Origin of the sequence: Pseudomonas spelaei (assembly GCF_009724245.1) — a bacterium.
GTDB lineage: Bacteria > Pseudomonadota > Gammaproteobacteria > Pseudomonadales > Pseudomonadaceae > Aquipseudomonas > Aquipseudomonas spelaei.
The window spans coordinates 1-21,725 of sequence record NZ_WNNK01000045.1 but is presented as its reverse complement, the minus strand read 5'-3'; the positions used below and the strand labels follow the sequence as shown (position 1 = coordinate 21,725).

The following is a 21,725-nucleotide window of genomic DNA, read 5'->3' as shown; positions in this document are numbered from 1 at the left end:
TTACCTGTTCGGTTCTCTGTCGTACTCCTGGGCCACCGGCAAACGCGACAATGCCTATACCAATCCGTGGGGGCCGAGTGTCTGGGCGCGGGATATTCCGCCGGCCAAATGGGTAGTGGTACTGGGGACCAAGATCCCAAGCTGGGACGCACAAGTGGGCTGGCAAGGGCAGTTCGTACGCAAGACCGACCGCCTGCCGAGCGACAAGTACTCCGGTGGCTTGGGTTCCGTCGTAGGGGACAGGTTCTACGACCAATATGCCAACGATAGCTACAACACCCAGGGCCTGTTCGCCAATTGGAAGCCGCAGCAGGCTTACCTGAAAGGCACAGAGGTCAACTTCACCGTGGACAACCTGTTCAACAATAATTACCGGCCCGCATTGAGCGGCGAATTGGCTTACACCGAGGGGCGCAATGCCAAGATCAGCGTGACGCGGTTCTTCTAAAACCTCAGGTTGAACCGCGATCAGAATGTGAGAGCGGGCTTGCTCCCACATTAGTCCAGCGGTGTTCTACAGAATCCAAACTGTACGGATAAATTGGGGTCAGTTTTCGGTCAGCGGCAACACACGGTGAATTTTTTGGACGATGAGCGTTTCTAGTGCCTGGAGCTGAAGGTGTTGGGGTAATGTTGCGAGGGTGTTACTCGCAATCGAGTAGGAGGCGGATTTACATCCGCCATCCTCTCACACCACCGTACGTACGGGTCCGTATACGGCGGTTCAGGTTATGCGGTTAAGCCGTTTTATCGTATCCAGTATTGAGACCAGCCCCAGGCTGTCCCACAGCTTCTTCGGCAGCGCGTGATTCATATGTGACACTCCCGAGTTCCACCATGGGCCGCGGCCATTGAACGCTGATTTGCAGGCGCGTGCCTCGTTGAGCCCCAGACGTATCAGGTTGCGCGCCCTCGTTGGGCGCTGCTTCCATTGACGCCAAATGACACAGCGAAGTTTACGGCGCATCCAGCCATCCAATTCCTCAAGGGGGCGGTTGCTCTGGCAGAGCTTGAAGTAACCTGCCCAACCACGTAGCACCGGGTTAATCCGCTCAATGACGCTTGCCATCTTGTGGCCCCGCGCTCCGCGCAGCAGTTCTCTGAGCCGATCGCGCAAGCGATTCAGGCTCATCGTAGCTACTTTCAACTTCGGCTGTTTATGCAGGCTCATCCCGTAACCCAAGTAATCACACGCCCACGGCCGTGCTACTCGGCTCTTTTCCTGATTCAACGTCAGTTTCAGGCGTTGATTCAGGAAGCGCTCAACCCTGACCAGCACTCGCTCGCCAGCACGACGACTGCGCACATAAATGTTGGCGTCGTCGGCATAGCGTACAAAACGATGGCCCCGCCATTCCAGCTCGCGGTCGAGTTCATTGAGCAGGATGTTCGACAACAACGGTGAGAGCGGGCCGCCTTGCGGCGTCCCTTCCTGCCGTCGACTGGCGATCCCGCCCGACATCACTCCCGCTTCGAGATAACGACGGATCAGCCTGAGCACCCGTTTATCTTCGATTTGACGCTCGATGTAGGCCATCAATACATCGTGGTTGACCCGATCAAAGAACTTCTCCAGATCGAGTTCCACGCACCAGCGGTGTCCCGCCGCCACATGGGCGCGGGCGGTTTCGATGGCTTGATGAGCGCTTCTGCCCGGACGAAAGCCGTAGCTGTGATCCGAAAACAGAGGGTCGAAGATTGGCGTGAGCTGTTGCAGCAGTGCCTGCTGGATCAGGCGATCCACGACGCTGGGGATACCCAGCTGTCTTGTGCCGCCTTTGGGTTTGGGGATGTCGACGGCGCGTACACCTTGCGGGTGATACTCACCGGCCAGCAACCGAGATTTGAGGATTGGCCAATACTCTTTCACGTAGCCCGCCAGCTGGTCGACCGTCATGCCATCGGCACCCGGTGCACCCTTGTTGCTGACCACGCGTTGATACGCACGCTTGAGGTTGGCGGGTGCAAGCACCCGCGCCATCAACGTGTCCGGCTCCGTGTTCGTCCACGTCACAGACGCCGCAGATACCTGTGCGCTGTCAGCCGTCATCCTCGGATTCTGTCCGGGACTCGGAGTGACAGTCTTCTCTGCGAGAAATTTCTGCATTTCGATATCCAGCGAGACTCTGACGCCTAGTGGCGGCATAACCTGTTCGGCCCTTGGTGGCATGGTTATTTGCCACTTACTACGGCCTCAGCTGACTTCTGTAGGCTCATCCCGTCGCCTCTCGACGCTCGGTAGCACAACGGCAAACCTACAGATCTCCCAGGGTAATTCGCGCGACCTTCCTGCTTATGCCTGTCGGATCTACGTCACAGCGTTCCGTGCAAGTATTGGGCTTTGAAGATATTGGCCTTCTTACCCCACTGCGCCGCCTCTATCCGCTTCCTGTTCGTCAGGCCAGCATTTTGCCTCGGGCTTCCTTCAGATTCGCAGTCGCCCGCGACACCCTTGCCTCTGGCTAACACTTCCCCTTGCCGGGTGTGTAGAGGACTTTCACCTCCAAGTCACCAGCGTGGCCACCACAGCCAAGCTGGTTGCGCTTCGCGCAACGCGCCATGCCTGGCGCACCAATGAAAAAAGCCCGACAGATGTCGGGCTTGGGGTAGTGCTGTGAATTTAGATGGTCTATGGGCAGGAAGTATGGGTTTCTTCCTTGAGTGAGATGTACAGATAGAAAACGCCAGGTGGCGATTCTATGCGGTCAAGTTTTAGGTCCAGCCAGACTCGATCAGGATTGTTGCCGGCAGGCAGCAATCGATAGAGGCCAAAAAGGATCTGTGTCCTGTTAGGTTGTAAATGCAGCTCTCGGTACACCTGCAGGACAACTTCGCCCAGTCGGTCGCTGATAACTGCCGCATCGTGCGGGTTTTCAATGTGAACGGCTTCTTGCCAGGCCCGAGGGGTTAAAACGACAGGTAGCTTGAGCAGGTCAGACGACACAAGGTTAGTGGTGTTTTGCATGGTTAACTCCAGGTGTGAGAAACCACCTGTCCCGTCCGGGAAGTGGTTTCCCGGCGAGGTATGTTTAGGTTATGTCAGGACCAGCACACGAGGCGTTGGGTCCAAAGGTTGAGTTCAAGAGCCTGTTTCGCGGCATCTTTGCTGCGGTAGTACTCTTCTGACTCTCTGGATACTGGTTCAAACCCATCAACGGTGCCAATGTAGTAACCGGCTACGCTTCTCAGTACTTGCAGTGGAAGCTGCATGCCGCACACACTGGAGGCGAGTTTTCCACAAGTCAAATCCGACGCAGTGTCGGGTTCCGGTGTTTGTATCTGCATGTCTTCTTCCTGTTCTTCTTCAAATCGTGACCAGCCGCCACCATTAATGGCCGCGTTCACTCCTTCATCCCAAGCACGATTGAGCGCGGGAATGGTCTTGAACAGTCCGGGTACGTTTGGAAGGCCGGCGCGGTGCGCGTCGGCGCCTAGAATATGAGCCTCGACTTCATACTCGAATTGGGTACATTCGTCTTCAAAGATAACTACCTTTGCATAAGCAACGCGTATCTCGAGAGCTTGTGTAAATATCGTGCCGATATTGAGGCGTTCTGCGTTGTGCATCATGGTGAGTCTCCATGGTTTGGAAATCACCAGGCCCGGAGGGAGGTGTTCCCGTCGGGGTATGCGAGGGAGAGCTTGATGCCATTGAAGGGGTTTGTTGCCGAGATGGAACAGCGCGTTGACCGGTCTGCGACTGAAGTGCAGCGCTACGACAGCCTATGATGATTGCGATAAAAAAATAATTGGCGCTAAAACTGCTTCTTGTTGATGGCTGCATGAAGTTGCCCCGGCACTGGCCACCCGTAATAGTAAGTCTTTCAAACGGTCGGGGAGGGGCTCCATCGTGCACTGACAATGTGACGGGGGCTTACAGAGACCGTGCGGTCCACGTCTATGCATCAGGGAATGGCAGTCCTCGCAGCCATTCACTGAACTTCACCAGCGATGGAAGATGCTGATATCGATTGGCGTACGCGAGGAAGTAACTGCGCCCAATGTCTATGGGCTCGAACAGCGTGACAAGCGCTCCAGAGCGCACTTCATCCTGGACAAGAATCTGAGGTACCAACCCCACGCCTATTCCCGCTACCACGGCTTGAATCAGGTGCGCAGTGATTTCGAAACTTGGCCCCTCCCGCAGACTAGTATGGTTCAGCCCATTTTGCTCCAACCAGTCGGACCAGGCATGGGGTCGTGAAACTACATTGAGTAGCAGATGCTTGGCAGTCAGGTCTGCGGGCGCTATGTCCTTGCAATCTTGCATCAAGGTCGGGCTTGCGACCACGACAAGTTTTTCGGCCAGCAATTTGTGGGACACAAACCCCGGCCATGGTTCTTTCCCGACACAGATAACCGCATTCATCTCGACGTCGGTATTGGCCACATGCTCCGGAATGATTCGAGAGTGGATGTGAACAACTATCTCCGGGTGTCGAGTGTAGAAATCACTTATCCTCGGCAGCAGCCACTTGGACGCGAACGTGGGCAAGACTGCCAAGTGTAGAGTTTCGTCTTGGGATCTGAACGAAATGGTTTGCAGTGTAGCACTTCTGATACGGCCAAGCGCAGCAGACAGTTCATACAGATAACGCGCACCTACGGCGGTTAGTTCAATACGGCGTCCGTCCCGCTTGAACAGGCTGGTTTCAATCTGCGCTTCAAGTGCTTGCACCTGCCGACTAACGGCACTCTGGGTGAGTGCAAGCTCGTTCGCTGCCCTAGTGAAACTAAGGTGACGTCCCGAGGCTTCGAACGCCAATATCAGGGACATCGAAGGTGTCAAACGGCGCGGGTTCATTCATAAACCTCATGCAAAAGTGCCTTGAATTACGTTTGTGATCACTCTCGGGAACCTCGAAAATTCAAGAAAAGTGGCCTCCATACGTATTTGCATCCGATATTGATGGATACATGCGACGAATTCAAATAATGAGCCTTGCCGCCAGGATCCCGCCTTATGATCGCTCGCCTTCAACCAAAGACACCCCCCGCAGCAGCTTGCGAGGGTTTTCTCAATACGCTGTGGGCACATGGATTCAAGGGCGAAATCAGTACCGACTACGGTACCCGGACAGTTCTTGCAACCGACAACTCCATTTATCAGCGTTTGCCCCAAGCGGCACTCTTTCCCAGGGACAGCACAGATGTCGAGCTAGTCGCAAGGCTTGTGGCCATGCCAGAACACAGTTCGGTGGTGCTAACCCCCCGGGGTGGAGGCACCGGAACTAACGGTCAATCGCTGACCGACGGCATTCTCGTCGACCTTTCTAGGCACCTGAACAACATTCTAGAGATCAACGTCGAAAAGCGCTGGGTACGTGTGCAAAGCGGCGTGGTCAAAGACCAACTCAACGACTTTCTGGAGCCTTACGGCTACTTCTTTGCGCCAGAACTCTCGACCTCCAACCGAGCGACCGTTGGGGGGATGATCAACACCGATGCCAGCGGCCAAGGCAGTTGCACGTATGGCAAAACTCGTGACCATGTACTTGAACTGTCGACGGTCTTGTTGGGCGGCGCTCGCCTGGATAGCAGGGAGTTGGGTTCCGCAGGAGCGGCGATGGCCGCCACACAAAGCGGCAAGATCGGAGATATCTACCGTTGCACTCAGTACATCGCCGCTGCCAAGGCGAAGCTGATACAAGATACATTTCCCGAGCTGAACCGTTGCCTTACGGGTTATGACCTCGCTCACTTGCGCAGCCCAGATGGCCAATTCAATCTGAATAGCGTCTTGTGCGGTTCTGAGGGGACTCTTGGGTTTATCGTCGAGGCCAAGCTCAACATACTCCCTATTCCCCGCGTCAGAACCCTGGTAAACGTGCGCTACCCGTCATTCATGGATGCACTACGGGACGCAAAAGTGTTGATGGCGTTAAAGCCATTGTCGATCGAGACGGTCGATTCCAAAGTTCTGCTGTTGGCGATGGAAGATATTGTCTGGCGCGGTGTGGCGGAGTTTTTTCCGGAGGACTGCGGCAAGCCTGCATTGGGTATCAATCTGATTGAATTCAGCGGCGACGATCAAATTGAGTTGGAGCGACAAGTCAATGCGTTCACCGAACATCTTCTGAAGGACAACGCTGTTCCACGGCTGGGCTATACGCTTGCCGTCGGAGCCGAAGCAGTAAAGCGTGTCTATGCGATGCGAAAACGTGCAGTGGGCTTGTTGGGTAACGTCCAGGGCGAAGCCCGCCCGCAACCCTTTGTCGAAGACACCGCCGTTCCTCCCGAGAATCTAGCCAGTTACATCGAAGAGTTCCGCGCACTGCTAGACAGTTACAACCTTCAATACGGCATGTTTGGCCACGTTGACGCTGGCGTACTTCATGTAAGGCCAATACTGGACATGAAAGATGAACGGCAAGCGGCCTTCATTCGCCCGATATCCGACGCCGTCGTAGCCTTGACCCGTAAATATGGAGGACTGCTTTGGGGTGAACATGGTAAAGGACTCCGATCCGAATATGCGCCGGAATACTTTGGCGAACTGTACGCGTCTCTGCAGGATATCAAAGCCGTTTTTGACCCGTTAAACCAATTGAACCCTGGGAAAATCGCCACCCCCGCTTCAGTCTTGACTGCACATTTGACCAAAGTCGATGAGGTGGGTTTGCGCGGACAGGTAGATCGGCAAATCGATGAGCGTGTCTGGCAAGGATATCAAAGCGCTGTCCAATGTAACGGTAATGGTGCCTGTTATAATTTCGATCCCGATGATGCGATGTGCCCATCTTGGAAAGCTACGCGCGACAGGGTGCAGTCCCCCAAAGGGCGGGCATCGCTGATTCGGGAATGGATTCGCTTACAGGGCAATCATGGCGTCAACATTCTTCACGTTCAAACGTCTTCGACCATCGTGACTGTCCTCAAGCAAGTACGAAACAGCATTGCCAGACAGCTGGGGCAAAAAGATTTTTCACATGAAGTCTACGATGCCATGGCCGGGTGTTTAGCGTGCAAATCCTGCTCGGGTCATTGTCCCGTCAAAGTCAACGTTCCTGAGTTCAGATCCCAATTTCTTGAGCTTTACCATGGCCGTTACCTTCGCCCGATCAAGGACTATCTCGTCGGCTCCCTGGAGTTTACCGTACCGTACGCTGCACGCGTTCCACGTTTGTATAATGCACTCATGAGCTCGGCGGTGGTTTCGTGGGGGTTTAAACACTGGGCAGGCATGGTAGACAGCCCGCTCTTGAGCACACTGAAGCTAAGCGAGGCCTGCAAAAAGTTGAATGTATTGCCGGCTACTCATAAAACGCTGTCGCGACTGACAGAGGCCGAACGCAAGAGGAGTGTAATACTCGTTCAAGATGCATTTACCAGCTACTTCGATACTCAGGTTACGACCGACTGGATAAAACTACTTGGCCTGCTGGGCTTCAACGTGTTGCTCGCGCCGTTCTCACCTAACGGCAAACCCCTGCAAGTCCTAGGTTTTCAGGAAAAATTCAAAAAGACAGCAAGCCGCAACGCAGAGGCGTTAAGCCGCCTGCAACGTCACGGTGTTCCGTTGGTAGGGCTTGACCCTGCGATGACGCTGGTTTATCGCCAGGAATATACAAAAGCCTTAGGCGAACGGGGAGCGCCTAAGGTACAGCTGCCACAAGAATGGCTGGCTACGGTATTGCCGGAGCAGGTCGTGGTACAGCCTAAAGTCTTTCATTTTCTACCGCACTGCACCGAACGAACCAACTTCCCTGCAAGCACCGATCTATGGAAACAGGTGTTCAAACTCTTTGGCTTGGAACTGAAAACCCTTCCCAGTGGGTGCTGCGGAATGTCAGGCACCTACGGTCACGAAACCAGAAACCTAAAGACCTCGACGTTGATTTATTCACAATCTTGGCAACCCTTGGTGAGCCGCCATCAGTCAACGGGTACCCTCGTTGCCGATGGTTACTCGTGCCGCAGCCAGGTCAAACGCCAGGACGGGAAAATCGTCCTTCACCCACTGCAGGTACTTTTGGAGAATCTGCCAACTGCCCGGTAAAACGCAGCAGCTCATTCCAAATAGGGATGTGGTCGTTCCTAAAACTCGTTTGCAGGCGTTTCCTCTCAGCCAACATACTAATCAAGGCCGATAGGGATATTTATATATTCCGGGTGCGACTCAGTTTTGCACGTGGGATACGGACAATTGGCGGCTGGTTGATCTACCTCATAGGTAAAACCGGTTCGTTCCGACTGCAATTCAATCACAAAAATAAGGAAAAAAGATGAGGGCTACCCTTGAAGTCCAAGCAGTTTCTACCCGTAATAGAATGTGGATAGTTGTTTTTGTCTTTTGCTTTATAGGCATGATCATTGATGGTGCCGATGTAATGTTGCTGTCCTACAGCTTGGGTGGTCTGAAAAGCGACTTTGGCTTAACACCGTTTGAAACCGGCAGTCTAGGAAGTTTTACGCTGGCGGGAATGGCGGTAGGCGGTATTTACGGCGGATATGCGTCGGACAGGCTGGGCCGCGTCAAGACTGTAGTGTTGAGCATTCTATTGTTCACTGTCGGCACCGGTGTCCTTGGGTTTACGCAGAGTTATCTTCAATTCTCCGTAGTAAGGTTCATATCAGCCTTGGGCATGGGCTCACTTTATGTCGCCTGCAACACGTTGATGGCAGAATACGTCCCAACTCGTTTTCGCAACACGGTCTTGGGTAGTTTGCAGGCAGGTTGGTCGGTTGGCTACATACTCGCAACGCTCATGGCCAGTTGGATTATCCCGACGTACGGCTGGAGGGGAATGTTTTTCGCCGGCGTCACACCGGTGTTTCTTGCATTACTGATGTACCGATGGGTGCCGGAGCCTGACACCTGGAAAAATCTGCAAATTGAACGTGCAACGAAAAAGAAGGCTGTTTCTACTGGCCCTAAAGAGAAGTACAAGCAGATCTTTTCCGACCCCATGGCCGGACGCATGTTTATTCTTTGGGCTATCACGGCTGCCTTTTTGCAGTTCGGAAACTATGGAGTGAACAACTGGATGCCCAGCTACCTCGAGGGGGAACTAGGCATGAAGTTCAATTTGATGACCACCTTCTTGGTTGGCAGCTATTCCGCGATGATCGTCGGGAAAGTGATAGCGGGAGTTGCTGCAGATCGGTTTGGCCGACGCGCCATCTTTGTATTTGGATGCCTAGGCACTGCGCTTTTCTTACCCATCATTGTACTGTTCAACACTCCCGGTAATATTCTCTGGCTGTTGATAATTTTTGGGTTCCTTTACGGCTTACCTTACAGTGTCAATGCAACCTACATGACCGAAAGCTTCGAGGCCAAGTTTCGAGGTTCGGCTGTAGGCGGCGCCTACAATGTTGGCCGAATTGGCGCTGCGGTTTCACCTGCAGCCATCGGTTTCTTCGCATCGAGCGGGTCAATCGGGTTGGGCTTTCTTATCGTCGGCGGGGCTTACTTCCTGTGTGGGATCATCCCAGCGCTGCTTATCAAGGAGAAGCAGTTCGACCCATCCAGGGAGTGATGTAGGGCGCAAGTGAGAAGCACTGTTTGATTCATGATGACCCTTACTAAATAAGTTTAGCAAAATAACTCTGCTCAATTTACTAAATAATAACACGGCTACACTTCGCGGTTGCTGAACTGGCAATATAACAGCGGATTAACACGATTGCAGAACCCAAACGCTCCGAAAGTTTCTCCGCGACACTCACACTATCATTTGAATAAAATAATTAACTACTGAGGTTTGTGATGAATCATTCAGGTTTTGTAAGCGTTGATAGCACCAGGATAGACTTCTCGCGTGCCATGTCCGACATGTATAAGCATGAAGTTCCGCTTTACGGCACGTTAATGGAACTTGTGGCGAAGACCAATGAGTGCGTTCTCGCTGCTTCACCCGCTTTCGTCGAGCGCTTGACAGTCACCGGTGAAATCCATCGGCTGGGAATTGAGCGACATGGTGCCATCAGAGTGGGTACGGCCCAGGAACTTGCCACTTTACGACGCCTATTCGCAGTCATGGGCATGGAACCTGTCGGCTATTACGACCTGACCCCAGCTGGCGTTCCTGTACACGCTACGGCATTTCGACCCGTTAATGAAAAATCACTCGAGCTCAATCCATTTCGAGTCTTCACATCTTTGCTTAGGCTCGGATTAATAACTGACGAACATGTGCGTAACCTCGCTCAAACCACCCTTGCCGAACGAACCATTTTCACGCCACGCGTACTGGAACTCATAGACAAATTTGAACAGCAGAACGGATTGAACTGGGCCGATAGTGCAGAGTTCGTGAACGAGGCGTTGGAAACGTTCCGCTGGCATAGTAATGCAACAGTCACACTTGAGCAGTACCAGTCACTCAGTGCCGAGCACCGTCTCATCGCAGACGTCGTTGCTTTCAGAGGTCCGCACATCAACCATTTGACGCCGCGGACCCTGGATATTGACACTGTGCAACTAAAAATGCCGGACTGCGGCATCGTGCCCAAGGCGGTCATCGAAGGTCCGCCCAAACGGGAGTGTCCGATTCTACTGCGCCAGACCAGCTTCAAAGCGCTAGAAGAGCCAATCACCTTTAAGGGGCAGACTGATAGCGACCTTGGCAGCCATTCTGCACGCTTTGGAGAAATAGAGCAGCGCGGTGTTGCATTAACACCGAAAGGTCGCGCTCTTTATGACCGCCTGCTGAATACTGCTCGAGATCGCTTAGGCGAGTTCCCGAACGAATCAAATGCCAAGCGCTACGTTGCGGCTCTAGAAGAAGCTTTTGCGGAGTTTCCTGACAGTTATGACAAGATGCGTAAACAGGGGCTGGCTTACTTCAAATACATCCCTGCGCCACAGTTGAACACGTATGACAAGGGTGCCGTAGCCAAACAGCAACTGGAAGCATTGATTGACGGGGGGCACGTACGTTACGAGCCTATCGTCTATGAAGACTTTCTACCGGTGAGTGCTGCCGGTATTTTCCAGTCAAACCTAGGGGACGATGCGCAATCGAACTACGCTACGTCTTCAAGTCAGGAAGAGTTCGAGGCTGCGCTGGGAGTATCCACGATCAACGAGCTGAAGCTTTACGCCGACACTCAACGCCGTTCAATTACAAAATGTGCATTGGCGCTTGGGATCATCGAACTAAATTGATGCTATTTCGAATTGTCAGCTGAAGGCTAGGAGGTGCGAGTTGACTTGAAATCGCCAGAAGAGCACGCTCCAAAAATAGGCAAACTGAAAATGTTTCAATCAATAATTTCAAAACGAATTATGCCATCCATCGTCGGCCTGCAATATTTTGAGGCTGCTGCGCGGCACCTGAGTTTTACCCAAGCCGCGCAGGAGCTCAACCTTGTTGGCGCTGATTTAAAACTGACAGCAGAGTAAATTCCCAGCGGAAAAAGTGTACTCCTGCGGGTGTAAGCTTGGTGCTGCCACTGAGCATTTTTAGTCCTGCCTCATCATCAAGGCGATACTCATATCAATGGACGCCTGGTTCGGCCGGGCACGGATGCGACCTTGCTAGGGCTGCAAGGCAATACGGGATTAACCCAGCTGTCAAGACTGGGTTTTTCATGTCCAAGATTTGTATGGGAAATCATAGTCGAAAAAACTATCCCCCTAGAAAAACTTATTTCCTCCTGCGCTTAACAAGCCGATTTGAAAGGGTGTCTTTGCTTTCCCGTGAGACCCCCATGCACCTAGAACCGCCGTAGTACTCAGCCTCTGCCTAACCATCGACGCAAAAATCCTGGAGTATCCGTGGGAGAAACTTCGTCGGCGGCAAGCCTGAAGGTGTAGCGCTTATTGCCGATGCTTCACCCTGGGACTGGTGGCCAGCCGACATGATCCACCACGGAAATGATGTGATAGTGGTGCTATTTCTAGTGCCCGCCGCGCGAACGCGCCGGTTAAAGGTACAGAGCCAATTTCTTATCACTTCCTATGCACTGCAAATTCCTCATCTAACCTGGCCAAGTCAGTATCCCGAAGGATGCCCGCGTAGTAATGCAACTTGATCCAAGCCATCAGGTAGTCGTAACGGGCCTGGGCCAGGTCGCGACGGGTGCTGTACAGCTGCTGTTCGGCGTTGAGCGCATCGAGGTTGACCCGCTCGCCGCCGAGGATGCTTTGCTTGGTGGAGACCACCAGGGCCTCGGCCGACACCAGGGCTTTTTGATAGGCCTTGAGCTTGCTCACCCCCGACAGGCAAGCGCTGAACTGGCGGCGCAGTTCGATCAGGGTTTCCCGGGTCTTGCCTTCCAGCTCGTACTCCGCCTGTTCCATGGCGCGACTGGCCTGGCGGGTCGAGGCCGATACGCCGCCACCGGCATAGATCGGCAGACTGACTTCGACGCCGATGGTGTTGGTGTCGTAGCGCTGGTTGTAGGTGTTGCCGCTGTCGGATTCCTGTTGGCGCGAGCTGGCATAGGCGGTGATTTTTGGCAGATGCCCGGCGCGGTTGCGCTCCACTTCATAACGCGCCACTTCCAGGAACTGGCGCTGGGAGGCCAGTGTGGGGTTATTGCTCAGCGCCAGTTCATGCCAGGTGTCGTAGTTGGCCGGCGTCAGCGTGAACGCGGCAAAGCTTTGGTTCAGCGGCGCCAGGTCGCCGATGTTGACGTTCTGCACGCCAATCAACGCGCCCAACTCGCGCAAGGACGCATCCTGCTCATCCAGCGCCTGGATCTCTTCGGCGGTCGCCAGCTCATAACGAGATTCGGCTTCGAGCATATTAGTGTGGGTGCCTTCGCCATGTTTGAACAAGTGTTCGTTCTGCCGGAACTGCTGCTCAAAGGCCATTTTCTTGGCGCGGGCGATGTCGATTTCATCCTGGGCAAACAGCGCCTGGGTGTAATAGCTCAGCACCCGCACCAACAGGGCCTGACTCTTGTCGCGAAAGCTTTCATCGGCAAACAGCGCCTGGGCCACACCCTTGCGGTAGTTGGCATAGGCTTCGTAGTCGAACAGCGGTTGTTGCAGGCTGAACGTGGAACCGTAGCTGCTGTAATTACGATCCTCGCGGCAGCTACCGCCGCATCTATCCGGCAAGTATACCTCGGATTTGTTGCGGCCCTTATTGTAGTTATAGGACAGCTTAGGCAATAGGCCCGCGCGGCCAATGGCGCGGTTTTCCAGGCCTGCGTCGTGTGCTTTGATCGCGCCGAGGAATATCGGATCGTTACGCAGAGCCTGCTCGTATACATCGAATGGCCCCATCGCTGCCTGGGCGTTGGCACAGCTGAACAGCAAGGCAAAGAACATAGGTTTCATGTTTATTCCTCAGTCAACGCAAAGCCGGCGCGATCCAACAGCGGCTTGAACAGGTAATTGAGCAGCGAGCGCTCGCCGGTGCGCACGAACATCTCGGCAGGCATGCCGGGCTTGATCACCAGGCCATGCAGTTTCTCTAGCGCTGCCTCGCTGACGGTGGTGCGCAGCACGTAATACGGCTGGCTGGTCTTTTCGTCGAGCATCTGGTCGGCGGAGATCAGGCTCACCTCCCCCGGCACACGCGGTGTGCGGCTCTGGCTGAAGGCGGTGAACAAAATGTCCACCGGCAGGTGGGTGCCGACCTTGTCGACCAGGTGCACCGGCAAGCGCCCTTCCACTTCCAAGCGTGCCCCTTGGGGCACGATTTCCAGCAGGGTTTCGCCGGCGCGAACCACGGCGCCTTCGGTGTGCACGCTGAGGTTGACCGCGATGCCATCGGCTGGCGCGTTGATTTCGCTGTGCTGCAGGTCGAAGCCGGCCGACGTGAGTTGTTGCTCCAGGGTCAGGCTGCGCAGTTGCGCGTCGGCCAGCTGGCTACGTACTTCCTTCTGGTACTCCTCGCTGTGTTGCTGCAGCTTGAGCCGCGACTCGAGGATGCCCTGTTCCACCCGGCCACTTTCGCCAGTGTTTTGCGCCAGGTCCTGTTGCACCTGGAACAGTTGGCGCTGGAACTCCATCAATCGGTTGCGTGGGATGTAGCCGTTGTCGGCCAGGGGTTGCAGGTTGGCTAGTTGATCGCGCAAGGATTGCGCCTGCGCGGTCAAGTTGCTGCGGGCACGGCGCATGCCGCCCAATTGCGAAGTGGCCCCTTCGATACTCGCGCGGATGCCGGCCTGTTCACGGGCAAAGGCTTCACGGCGGCTGCTGAACAGCTGGCGCTGGCCTTCGAGGACCAAGGCCAGCGCCGGGTCGGGATTGGCGCTGAGTTCGGCGGGAAAGGTGATGGAGAACTGGTTGTCACGCTCGCTCTGCCAGCGCGCCACGCTGGCCCACGCCATGCGGTATTGGGCTTGCAGCGACTGCACATCGGCCTGGTTGCGCGTCTGGTCGAGCCGAAACAGCGGCTGGCCCTGTTTCACCAGCTCGCCCTCGCGTACCAGGATCCGGCTGACTACACCGGGGCTGAGGGTTTGCACGGCTTTGCGCTTGCCTGACACCACCACCGTACCCTGTATCGGAATGCCCTGGTCCAGCGGTGCCAGGCTGGCCCAGAGGAAGAAGCCACCGGCACCGATCACCGTCAGCAGCCATCCCATCCAAGAGAAAAACCGCGCGTCGCGCTCAGGGTGAGCCTGCTCATAGTCGTGGTTGTTTTGAATGCTATTGTTGGTGCTCATACGCTTGGTTTCCCACCGTAAGGACACAAAACCCTCAGGAGCGAGCTTGTCTCTGAGCGGTGCTCAGACGAAAAGCTCACAGACATCGTAGGAATCCAAGTTTTACGCGTCATCGTTAACTTCCTTCGCGAGCAAGCTCGTCCCTATCTTGAGGTGGTTGTCCGCGCAGGCGAGACAAGGCGCGCAGCACTTCCTGGCTGGGCCCGAACGCCTGCAGGTGCCCTTCGTTGAGCACCAGCAATTTATCGGCCTGGGCCAGCGCCGAAGAACGATGGGTGACCAGGATCACACTGCTGCCCTGGGTCTTCATCTGCACGATGGCACTGGCCAGCGCGGCTTCGCCGACGGTGTCGAGATTGGAATTGGGCTCATCCAGCACGATCAGGCGCGGCGCGCCGTACAGCGCACGGGCCAGGGCAACCCGCTGTTTCTGGCCGCCGGACAGGCCGCCACCGTTGTCGCCCAGCACCGTGTCGTAGCCCTGCGGCAGGCGCAGGATCAGCTCATGCACGCCGGCCTGTTGCGCCGCCTTTACCACCAGCGCGGGGTCGGCGTCGCGAAAGCGCGCGATATTGTCGGCAATGCTGCCGCTGAACAGTTCGATGTCCTGGGGCAAGTAGCCGAGATGCGGGCCGAGGTCGTCACGGTCCCAGCGGTGAATGTCCGCGCCATCCAGGCGCACGGTGCCGGCCAGGGTCGGCCATACGCCCACCAACACGCGCGCCAGGGTGGATTTGCCGGAGCCCGAGGCGCCGAGCACGCCCAACACTTCGCCGGCGCCGAGGTGGAAGCTGACTTGATGCAGGGTTGCCATGCGTCGCCCGGGCGGGCCGGCACTCACCTGTTCGAAACTCACCTGGCCTTTGGGCGCCGGTAAGCCCATCTGTTCGCCTTCCGGCGGGAATTCGCGCAGCAGCTCGTCCAGGCGCTGGTAGGCCAGCTTGGCAGAGCTCCATTGCTTCCACACGGCGATCAACTGGTCGATAGGGCTGAGTACGCGGCCCATCAGGATCGAACCGGCGATCATCATCCCGGCGGTCATATCACCCTTGATCACCAGCAACGCGCCCAAACCCAGCACCAGGGATTGCAGGCACAAACGCAGGGATTTGCTCAGGGAAGTGACCACCGAGCCGGTGTCGCTGGCCTTGTTCTGCAGGCCGAGGAACTGCGAATGCACGGCAAACCAGCGCGTACGCAGCGCACCGAGCATACCCATGGCCTGGATGGTTTCGGCATTGTGCAAATGGCTGGAGGCCAGTTGGGTCGATTGCTGGGAGAAACCGCTGGCCTCGCCCAACGGCTTTCTGGTCAGGTATTCGTTGAGGCACGCCAGGCCGATCAGCAATACGGCGCCGGCCGTGGAAAGTACGCCGAGCCACACGTTGAACAGGAAAATCACGAACAGGTAGATGGGAAACCACGGCGCATCAAAAAACGCGAACAGCGCCGGCCCGGTGATGAATTGGCGAATATGCGTGAGGTCGCCCAGGGATTGCCCGGCATGGCCTTGCCCGCGCTGCAGGTTGCGCTCAAACGCAGCCTTGTACACGCGCAAGTTGAAGCGCCGCTCCAACTGGCTGCCGATCCGGATCACCACAAAACTGCGGATGACTTCCAGCAGCCCAATAAACGCGAAGAACCCGACGACCATCAGCGTCAACATCACCAGGGTGGTTTCATTCTGGGAGGACAGCACGCGGTCGTACACTTGTAGCATGTAAATCGATGGCACTAACATTAATACATTTATCAATACAGTGAAGAAAGCAACACCAAACAAATCGAATTGACAACCATCGAAAACCCTCAGTACCAATCGCTTCTTCGCTATATGCAAAGCTTGAATTCGGCCCAAACGATAAGACACTAACATTTCTATGTCTCCAAGGATCGCTACAAATGTAGACGAACTTAAATACCAGAACGAATCCGATAGTCGTCTGCTTAAGGAAGGAAAATCAAGTCAAATCCAAACCGATGCCTGTGTAATAGCTAAAAAATCAGTGCTCCTCGTGAAAAAATAGGCACTGCAATCTTGAGGGGTTTCCAGAGAATCCACAGGAGTGAACCCGTCGCCTACAAACTCTCGGCTCAACATTTTTTCACAATCTCTACCCTGAGCAAAGACATCCAGAAAAGCATTAAACTGCGAATTGAAGTCCCAAACTAGATAGGTTTCATGACAACTTATAATCTGATCATTACTACTAAAAAATAGATCAGCCTGAAAACTCTCTGTTAGATGACCTAGGCTTACATCAATTGAACTTTGTATGACCTCATAATAATGGACATCCAAAATGTCGTTAAAATTAGCAGGGCCATTGAATAAAAATCCATGCAAGTTTAGGTAAAGATATTCTAAGCCCATGGTATTCCCACCTTGCCGCCACTCACTTCCCATCGCGGACCATTCAGGTGCTTCAACGCCCTGTGCTATCGCCAACTGCTGCCCCGCTAACCACGATACACGCAGTCCGCGCACGTCCGCAAAATCACTAATGAACGTCGGAAATTCATATGATAAAAACGGTAACTCCCAACAAGAATTTGATTTTGTGTTTTCCTCGCTCGACAAAATGTAAACTCTCAAATCCTGACAACCCGCAGATGCCTCGGCATTAAGCGCTAATTTATATCCACTAAACTCCCATACCTGCTCCGTGTCGTCCTCTCCGACTCCCGGCGTCTTCTCACATTGCGATTGAAAACCATCACTTATTAGCCCAGACGACCGCTCCATTACTTCACGGCTATCTTCATATTTTTTTACCTTCGCATTAGCATCCACTGTTGGCGAGCTTTGGTTTATCGGTTTAGTATTTTGATTTTTTTCGTCCCGAAAGCCATCACCTACATTCAGTTGCAAACTATGAATTGTAATCGGCAGTCTTACTTCCTCTTGATGGCAGAAAGCACTGTCGCGTGGTAGACATTTCACGCCACTAGCTGGGTCGTTTAGACCGTTATTAGCCAGAGGAATACCGACGTCAGCCAACCTATGCACGTCGCTATCTCGACTAATTAGCAAGACTGCTGGGACACCCAGTTTCGATTGACCATCATCTTTAATGACCCCGACTGACCCAGTCGAATTGATAGCGCCGTATTCCGAAATCAAAGCCTTCTTACTATCCTCGGACTCGATTCTAGGGCTGAGAGGCGAAATCCCTCGGTTAGATTCAATATAATTTTCAGACTCTTCGACATCACCATTCGAAAGATTACTTTTGATAGGTTCTCTTTGATGTGACGCAAGACGCTCACTTCCAGATCGATTTGTCTTTGATAGCTGAGCACTATCCTCTATCGTTTGTGGTGGTATCTGGATCATATTTTTCGCTGTATCTTCTTTATGTCCGGGCAGGCCAGGCGAACTCATACCATCACGCTCAGAAATCAAATCCTGCTTACCGCTTCCAGTCTCAACCTCAGGACCAAAAGGCCGAATCTGCGGACTGGGCTTAATATAATATTCCGATTCTTCTACATCTCCATCCGGAAGTTCACCTCCGATAGGTTTATTTTGACGTGAAGCGAAATTCTCACTTTCTGACGTACTCAGCTTTGATAATTGAGTACTATTTTTTATCATACGCGATGGTATGTGAGGCACAATTTCCGCTGCACTTTCTTTATGTTCTGTCGGACCAATCGAACTCATACCATCGCGCTCGGAAATGATATTCTGCTTAGTACTACCAGACTTAACATCAGGGCTGAAAGTCGGAATCTGCGGGCCGGGCTCAATATAATATTCCGATTCCTCTACATCATCTCTGATAAGATCGTTTTGATGCGAAGCAAAATTCTCACTTTCTGTTTTATTTAGCTTCGATAGCTGATTACTATTTTTTATCATATGCGATGGTATCTTGGCTAGAATTTCCGCCGCGCCTACTTTATGACAATCCTCAACGGTCTCATGAATAACCTCCGAATTTTTCGCGAAAACTTGGCCGCCCACACTGCTCTCTGCTTGAATTCCCGGCTTTAGAAATGGCGCTTGCAATTCAGGCTCAGCGAAAGATTCAGTATAAGACCCTGACTCTTCTACATCATAATCCGATGTGTCACTTCCAATTTTTTCGGTGTATTCACGGGTAAATGTTTTGATTTTAGGAATATTATGAATTTGTTTCTCATTCTTCACCATTTTCAGTGCAAGCCTCTCTTCAGAATAGGTTGGCAGAACGTAACTATTTGCCGTGAAAGGCAAGTTATGAAAGCCGTCGCAATGATATTTGCTGCATATTTATGTACTGACACCAGTGTTAACGGATACTATATTTTCTAGGATCAGTTTTTTTGTGACTGCGCCCAGAATTTTAAGTTTCTCGGGAGCCAACTAAAACTGAATTTACTAGAGGTAAATTTCATGCATTTAATATACCCCCCGAATCTAAAACAAATAAATTCATCCACCCAACCTCATACAGATGAAAAACCATGACACACTCCACGCTTAGACCGGACGTATTAGCTATATATTTAGCCTATATTTAAGATCATAACCTTCAGAAAATTCCTAATTTTGGACACGCATTACAAAATTCGTCAACGATGGTCAACGCCCGAAAATCGATAGAGCGCTAAATGATGAAAAACCAATCAAAAGCTAATTTTAGCGAAATCTGCAGCTCTTCTGATTTGCGTTATGAAGCCGCACAACATCAATTGACCATACGATGCTGGTCCAGATATCACCGGATGGCAAACGCAGATTGATTAGGGAGCGCGTTAATCATTCGCCCAGCGCTAACTATGCCACTTCAGATATAGGCGATGCCAAAGCTCTTTAAGTATGGTTATATTCTCCAGTCCACTTACACTCAGGACAGCTCTTTCTGCATATTTAACATTACCAATTCCTGATCTGTTGCGACATTCAACTTAATCATCGCAGATCGTTTCTGAGTGCTGACAGTTTTGACACTTCTTCTTAGAATCAGTGCGATTTCACACACGCTTATTCCGCAAAGAAAATGACGCACCACTTCTATCTCTTTCTTTGTCAGCTTGGAAAAAGCATCACAACCCGAGGAGGTAAAACTCAAGCTAGTTTTAACTCCGCAAATCCCGCCGCTTCTGACACGCTCAAGCACATTCAATATTTCGCGAGGCTCCTGGCCTTTATAAACAACAGCTCTCACACCAATATCATAAAGCCTTGAAATTATAGAATGCATGGACACCATCGTTAGAACAATAATTTTGACCCGAGGAAAACTTCGTAAAATATACTCAAACAATCTCATGCCGTCGCCATAAACATTATCCCCTGGCATGTTATAATCACATATTAATATATCGGGCAATTTTTCTCTTAATAAACAGATTAGCTCTGTCGAGCTTTGAGCTGTCCCCGTGACTTTATACTGGCTTTTATTGGACAGTATAAAAGCAACGCCAGACAATATGATCGGATGGTCGTCGGCGATTACAACGCTTATCTGCTCCATACACACCCCTAAAAAAATTCATCTAAGATCATAATTAAAAAAATTACTTAGCGTCATAGTTAAAGCTAGAATTTAGCCCACTCAGGATTCTATTACGCAACACTTAAGATATAACTTTTAAACACTTTAAGATCATAAAGCTGCTCTGAAAAGTCATTATAATCATATAGCCACCAGAAAGGTTTAGTCGGAGTTCAACTTATGCACCTTAGGAAAATTCCTAAATTTTGAGCCGTTTTTTCATAAGAAGAGAATCATAGAGTTCGCGCTACGGATGCTCCAATCAACTTGCCGTGTACCGGCGGCGGTCGCAACTTTCCCTAAGCGCACCGCCATTTGCTCAAGCGAACGGTGTATTGGGCATTGAGGGCGTTTTCGCCCGGATCTCCGTGTTAAGCACATGACTCGCCATACCCATCGCTTGTTTTCGAGCCATCCACAGGTTCGATAGGGCGAACAGCATGGTCAACTGAGCCGTGCTTTTCATCAGACCACGTAAGAGTACTTTTACCTCACCGAACTGCGTTTGATAAGCCGGAAAGGATGCTCAACCTTGGCCCGCTTCTGAGCTTTGCAGTGTCCGATCTTGCGTTTGAGCTTGTACAGTAGGCTGCGTTTATTCAACTTGGAATAGGTGGGGCGCGACCCAAAATTTGCTAGATCACTTTACGATTTTTCATGTCTTCACGTTTCTTGACGCCAGTGTATTCAGCGTCCGAATGCACCGCGTTTCTTGGCCATGCTGCAGCTCGGCGACCCGCGTGGCATCGACCACTTTGGCTGTGGTGCCATGGATGTGATGAACGAATCCCGACTCTTCATCGGCGCAAATATGGGTCTTCATACCGAAGAATTACTAGTTACCTTTCTTGGTCTTTTGCATCTCGGCATCGCGCTCTCCGTCTTCGTTCTTTATCGAGCGCGGGCACGAATAACGGTCGCATCAACGACGGTGCCCTGGCGCAGCGACTGGGATTTGTCTTGCAAATAGACATTGATGACAGCGAGTATTGCAGGCGCTAGCTTATGTTTCTCCAGCAAGTGCCGTAAGTTCATGATCATGGCGTCTTCAGGAATCGGTGCACTCAGATTCAAACCCGCGAACTGTCGTATGGCGTGATTTCATACAGTGCCCCCTCCATCGCTGGGTCGCTCAAGGAGAACCAGTTTTGCAACAGCTGATGCGTAACCTGGTTTTCAGAGGATAAGGTTTTCGACCCCCGCCAGCCATTGGTAATACGGTTCAATCAGTTTTACCAATGCGCTCCAGGGCATGACTTGATCCGTCTCAGGGAAGAAGCGTTCACGGCGTGTATGCTTGCGCTTGCCTGCGCATTCACAGTCAGAAAGCTCAACCGGCTCATGGGTAGCCCGGATCAGAGGACAGGCACACTTCAGCACCGCTACGGACTGATTCGGCGAATCAGTAGCTCTAGAAAATTTAGTCACTCATGCACTATCTATCCCCGGAGTAGCTGCACCGGACTTCTCGGGAGATGGGCGGAAAATCTTCAGCCAGATCAAATGATATGCAGGAATAGCTACCTATTCTTTCCATAGTATAGAAAGCGCAATTTATGTAACCATATACAGGTCCTCTGGCAAAGACCGAACAATCGTCATTACCTGTATTGGCCGTTTAAAAACTCTTGTCTTAAGGCCTATAGCTGCCTTTGCCTGCGTCAC

The 21,725-nt window shown here is 52.5% G+C and carries 12 protein-coding genes and 3 pseudogenes; 5 read left to right on the top strand and 10 right to left on the bottom strand.

What is annotated here, in order from left to right:
• Positions 1-448, top strand: a pseudogene (locus tag GNF76_RS28490) (TonB-dependent receptor); the annotation flags it as partial.
• A gap of 276 nt (positions 449-724) precedes the next feature.
• Here GNF76_RS28490 and ltrA read toward each other — a convergent pair.
• From ltrA to GNF76_RS28470, 4 genes are all read right to left on the bottom strand, one after another.
• Positions 725-2,146: a group II intron reverse transcriptase/maturase gene (gene ltrA / locus GNF76_RS28485; RefSeq protein ID WP_155586378.1), complete on the bottom strand. Its 1,422-nt coding sequence runs from the start codon at positions 2,144-2,146 to the stop codon at positions 725-727.
• A gap of 483 nt (positions 2,147-2,629) precedes the next feature.
• On the bottom strand, positions 2,630-2,965 hold the full coding sequence (locus GNF76_RS28480) for a hypothetical protein (protein ID WP_155586377.1): 336 nt from the start codon (positions 2,963-2,965) through the stop codon (positions 2,630-2,632).
• Between the two features lie 74 nt (positions 2,966-3,039).
• Positions 3,040-3,570, bottom strand: a complete 531-nt coding sequence (locus GNF76_RS29730; RefSeq protein WP_246212030.1) for a hypothetical protein — start codon at positions 3,568-3,570, stop codon at positions 3,040-3,042.
• 328 nt (positions 3,571-3,898) lie between these two features.
• Positions 3,899-4,804, bottom strand: coding sequence for a LysR substrate-binding domain-containing protein (locus tag GNF76_RS28470; RefSeq protein ID WP_155586376.1), 906 nt, complete (start codon positions 4,802-4,804; stop codon positions 3,899-3,901).
• 159 nt (positions 4,805-4,963) lie between these two features.
• Between GNF76_RS28470 and ydiJ the strand changes: the two genes are divergently transcribed.
• The 4 genes and pseudogenes from ydiJ to GNF76_RS28450 form a co-directional block, all read left to right on the top strand.
• Positions 4,964-7,999, top strand: coding sequence for a D-2-hydroxyglutarate dehydrogenase YdiJ (gene ydiJ / locus GNF76_RS28465; RefSeq protein WP_155586375.1), 3,036 nt, complete (start codon positions 4,964-4,966; stop codon positions 7,997-7,999).
• A gap of 226 nt (positions 8,000-8,225) precedes the next feature.
• Positions 8,226-9,482 carry an MFS transporter gene (locus GNF76_RS28460; protein WP_155586374.1) on the top strand — a complete coding sequence of 419 codons (1,257 nt, stop codon included), beginning with the start codon at positions 8,226-8,228 and terminating at the stop codon, positions 9,480-9,482.
• A gap of 230 nt (positions 9,483-9,712) precedes the next feature.
• Complete coding sequence (gene hglS / locus GNF76_RS28455) at positions 9,713-11,113, top strand: 2-oxoadipate dioxygenase/decarboxylase HglS (RefSeq protein ID WP_155586373.1); 1,401 nt, start codon at positions 9,713-9,715, stop codon at positions 11,111-11,113.
• Between the two features lie 105 nt (positions 11,114-11,218).
• Positions 11,219-11,317: pseudogene (locus tag GNF76_RS28450) on the top strand (LysR family transcriptional regulator); the annotation flags it as partial.
• A gap of 582 nt (positions 11,318-11,899) precedes the next feature.
• Here GNF76_RS28450 and GNF76_RS28445 read toward each other — a convergent pair.
• From GNF76_RS28445 to GNF76_RS29395, 6 genes and pseudogenes are all read right to left on the bottom strand, one after another.
• The gene (locus tag GNF76_RS28445) at positions 11,900-13,237 is read right to left on the bottom strand and encodes a TolC family outer membrane protein (protein WP_155586372.1); all 1,338 of its coding nucleotides are present in this window, start codon (positions 13,235-13,237) and stop codon (positions 11,900-11,902) included.
• A 2-nt stretch (positions 13,238-13,239) separates the two neighbouring features.
• Positions 13,240-14,574: an HlyD family type I secretion periplasmic adaptor subunit gene (locus tag GNF76_RS28440; RefSeq protein ID WP_155586371.1), complete on the bottom strand. Its 1,335-nt coding sequence runs from the start codon at positions 14,572-14,574 to the stop codon at positions 13,240-13,242.
• Positions 14,575-14,689: 115 nt separating this feature from the next.
• Entirely contained in the window at positions 14,690-16,393 is a 1,704-nt protein-coding gene (locus GNF76_RS28435) for a type I secretion system permease/ATPase (RefSeq protein ID WP_379652610.1), read from the bottom strand.
• A 147-nt stretch (positions 16,394-16,540) separates the two neighbouring features.
• Positions 16,541-18,796, bottom strand: a complete 2,256-nt coding sequence (locus GNF76_RS28430; RefSeq protein ID WP_155586370.1) for a hypothetical protein — start codon at positions 18,794-18,796, stop codon at positions 16,541-16,543.
• Positions 18,797-19,409: 613 nt separating this feature from the next.
• Positions 19,410-20,039: a response regulator gene (locus GNF76_RS28425; RefSeq protein WP_155586369.1), complete on the bottom strand. Its 630-nt coding sequence runs from the start codon at positions 20,037-20,039 to the stop codon at positions 19,410-19,412.
• A 340-nt stretch (positions 20,040-20,379) separates the two neighbouring features.
• Positions 20,380-21,416 (bottom strand): annotated as a pseudogene (locus GNF76_RS29395) (IS5 family transposase).
• Positions 21,417-21,725 lie beyond the last annotated feature (309 nt).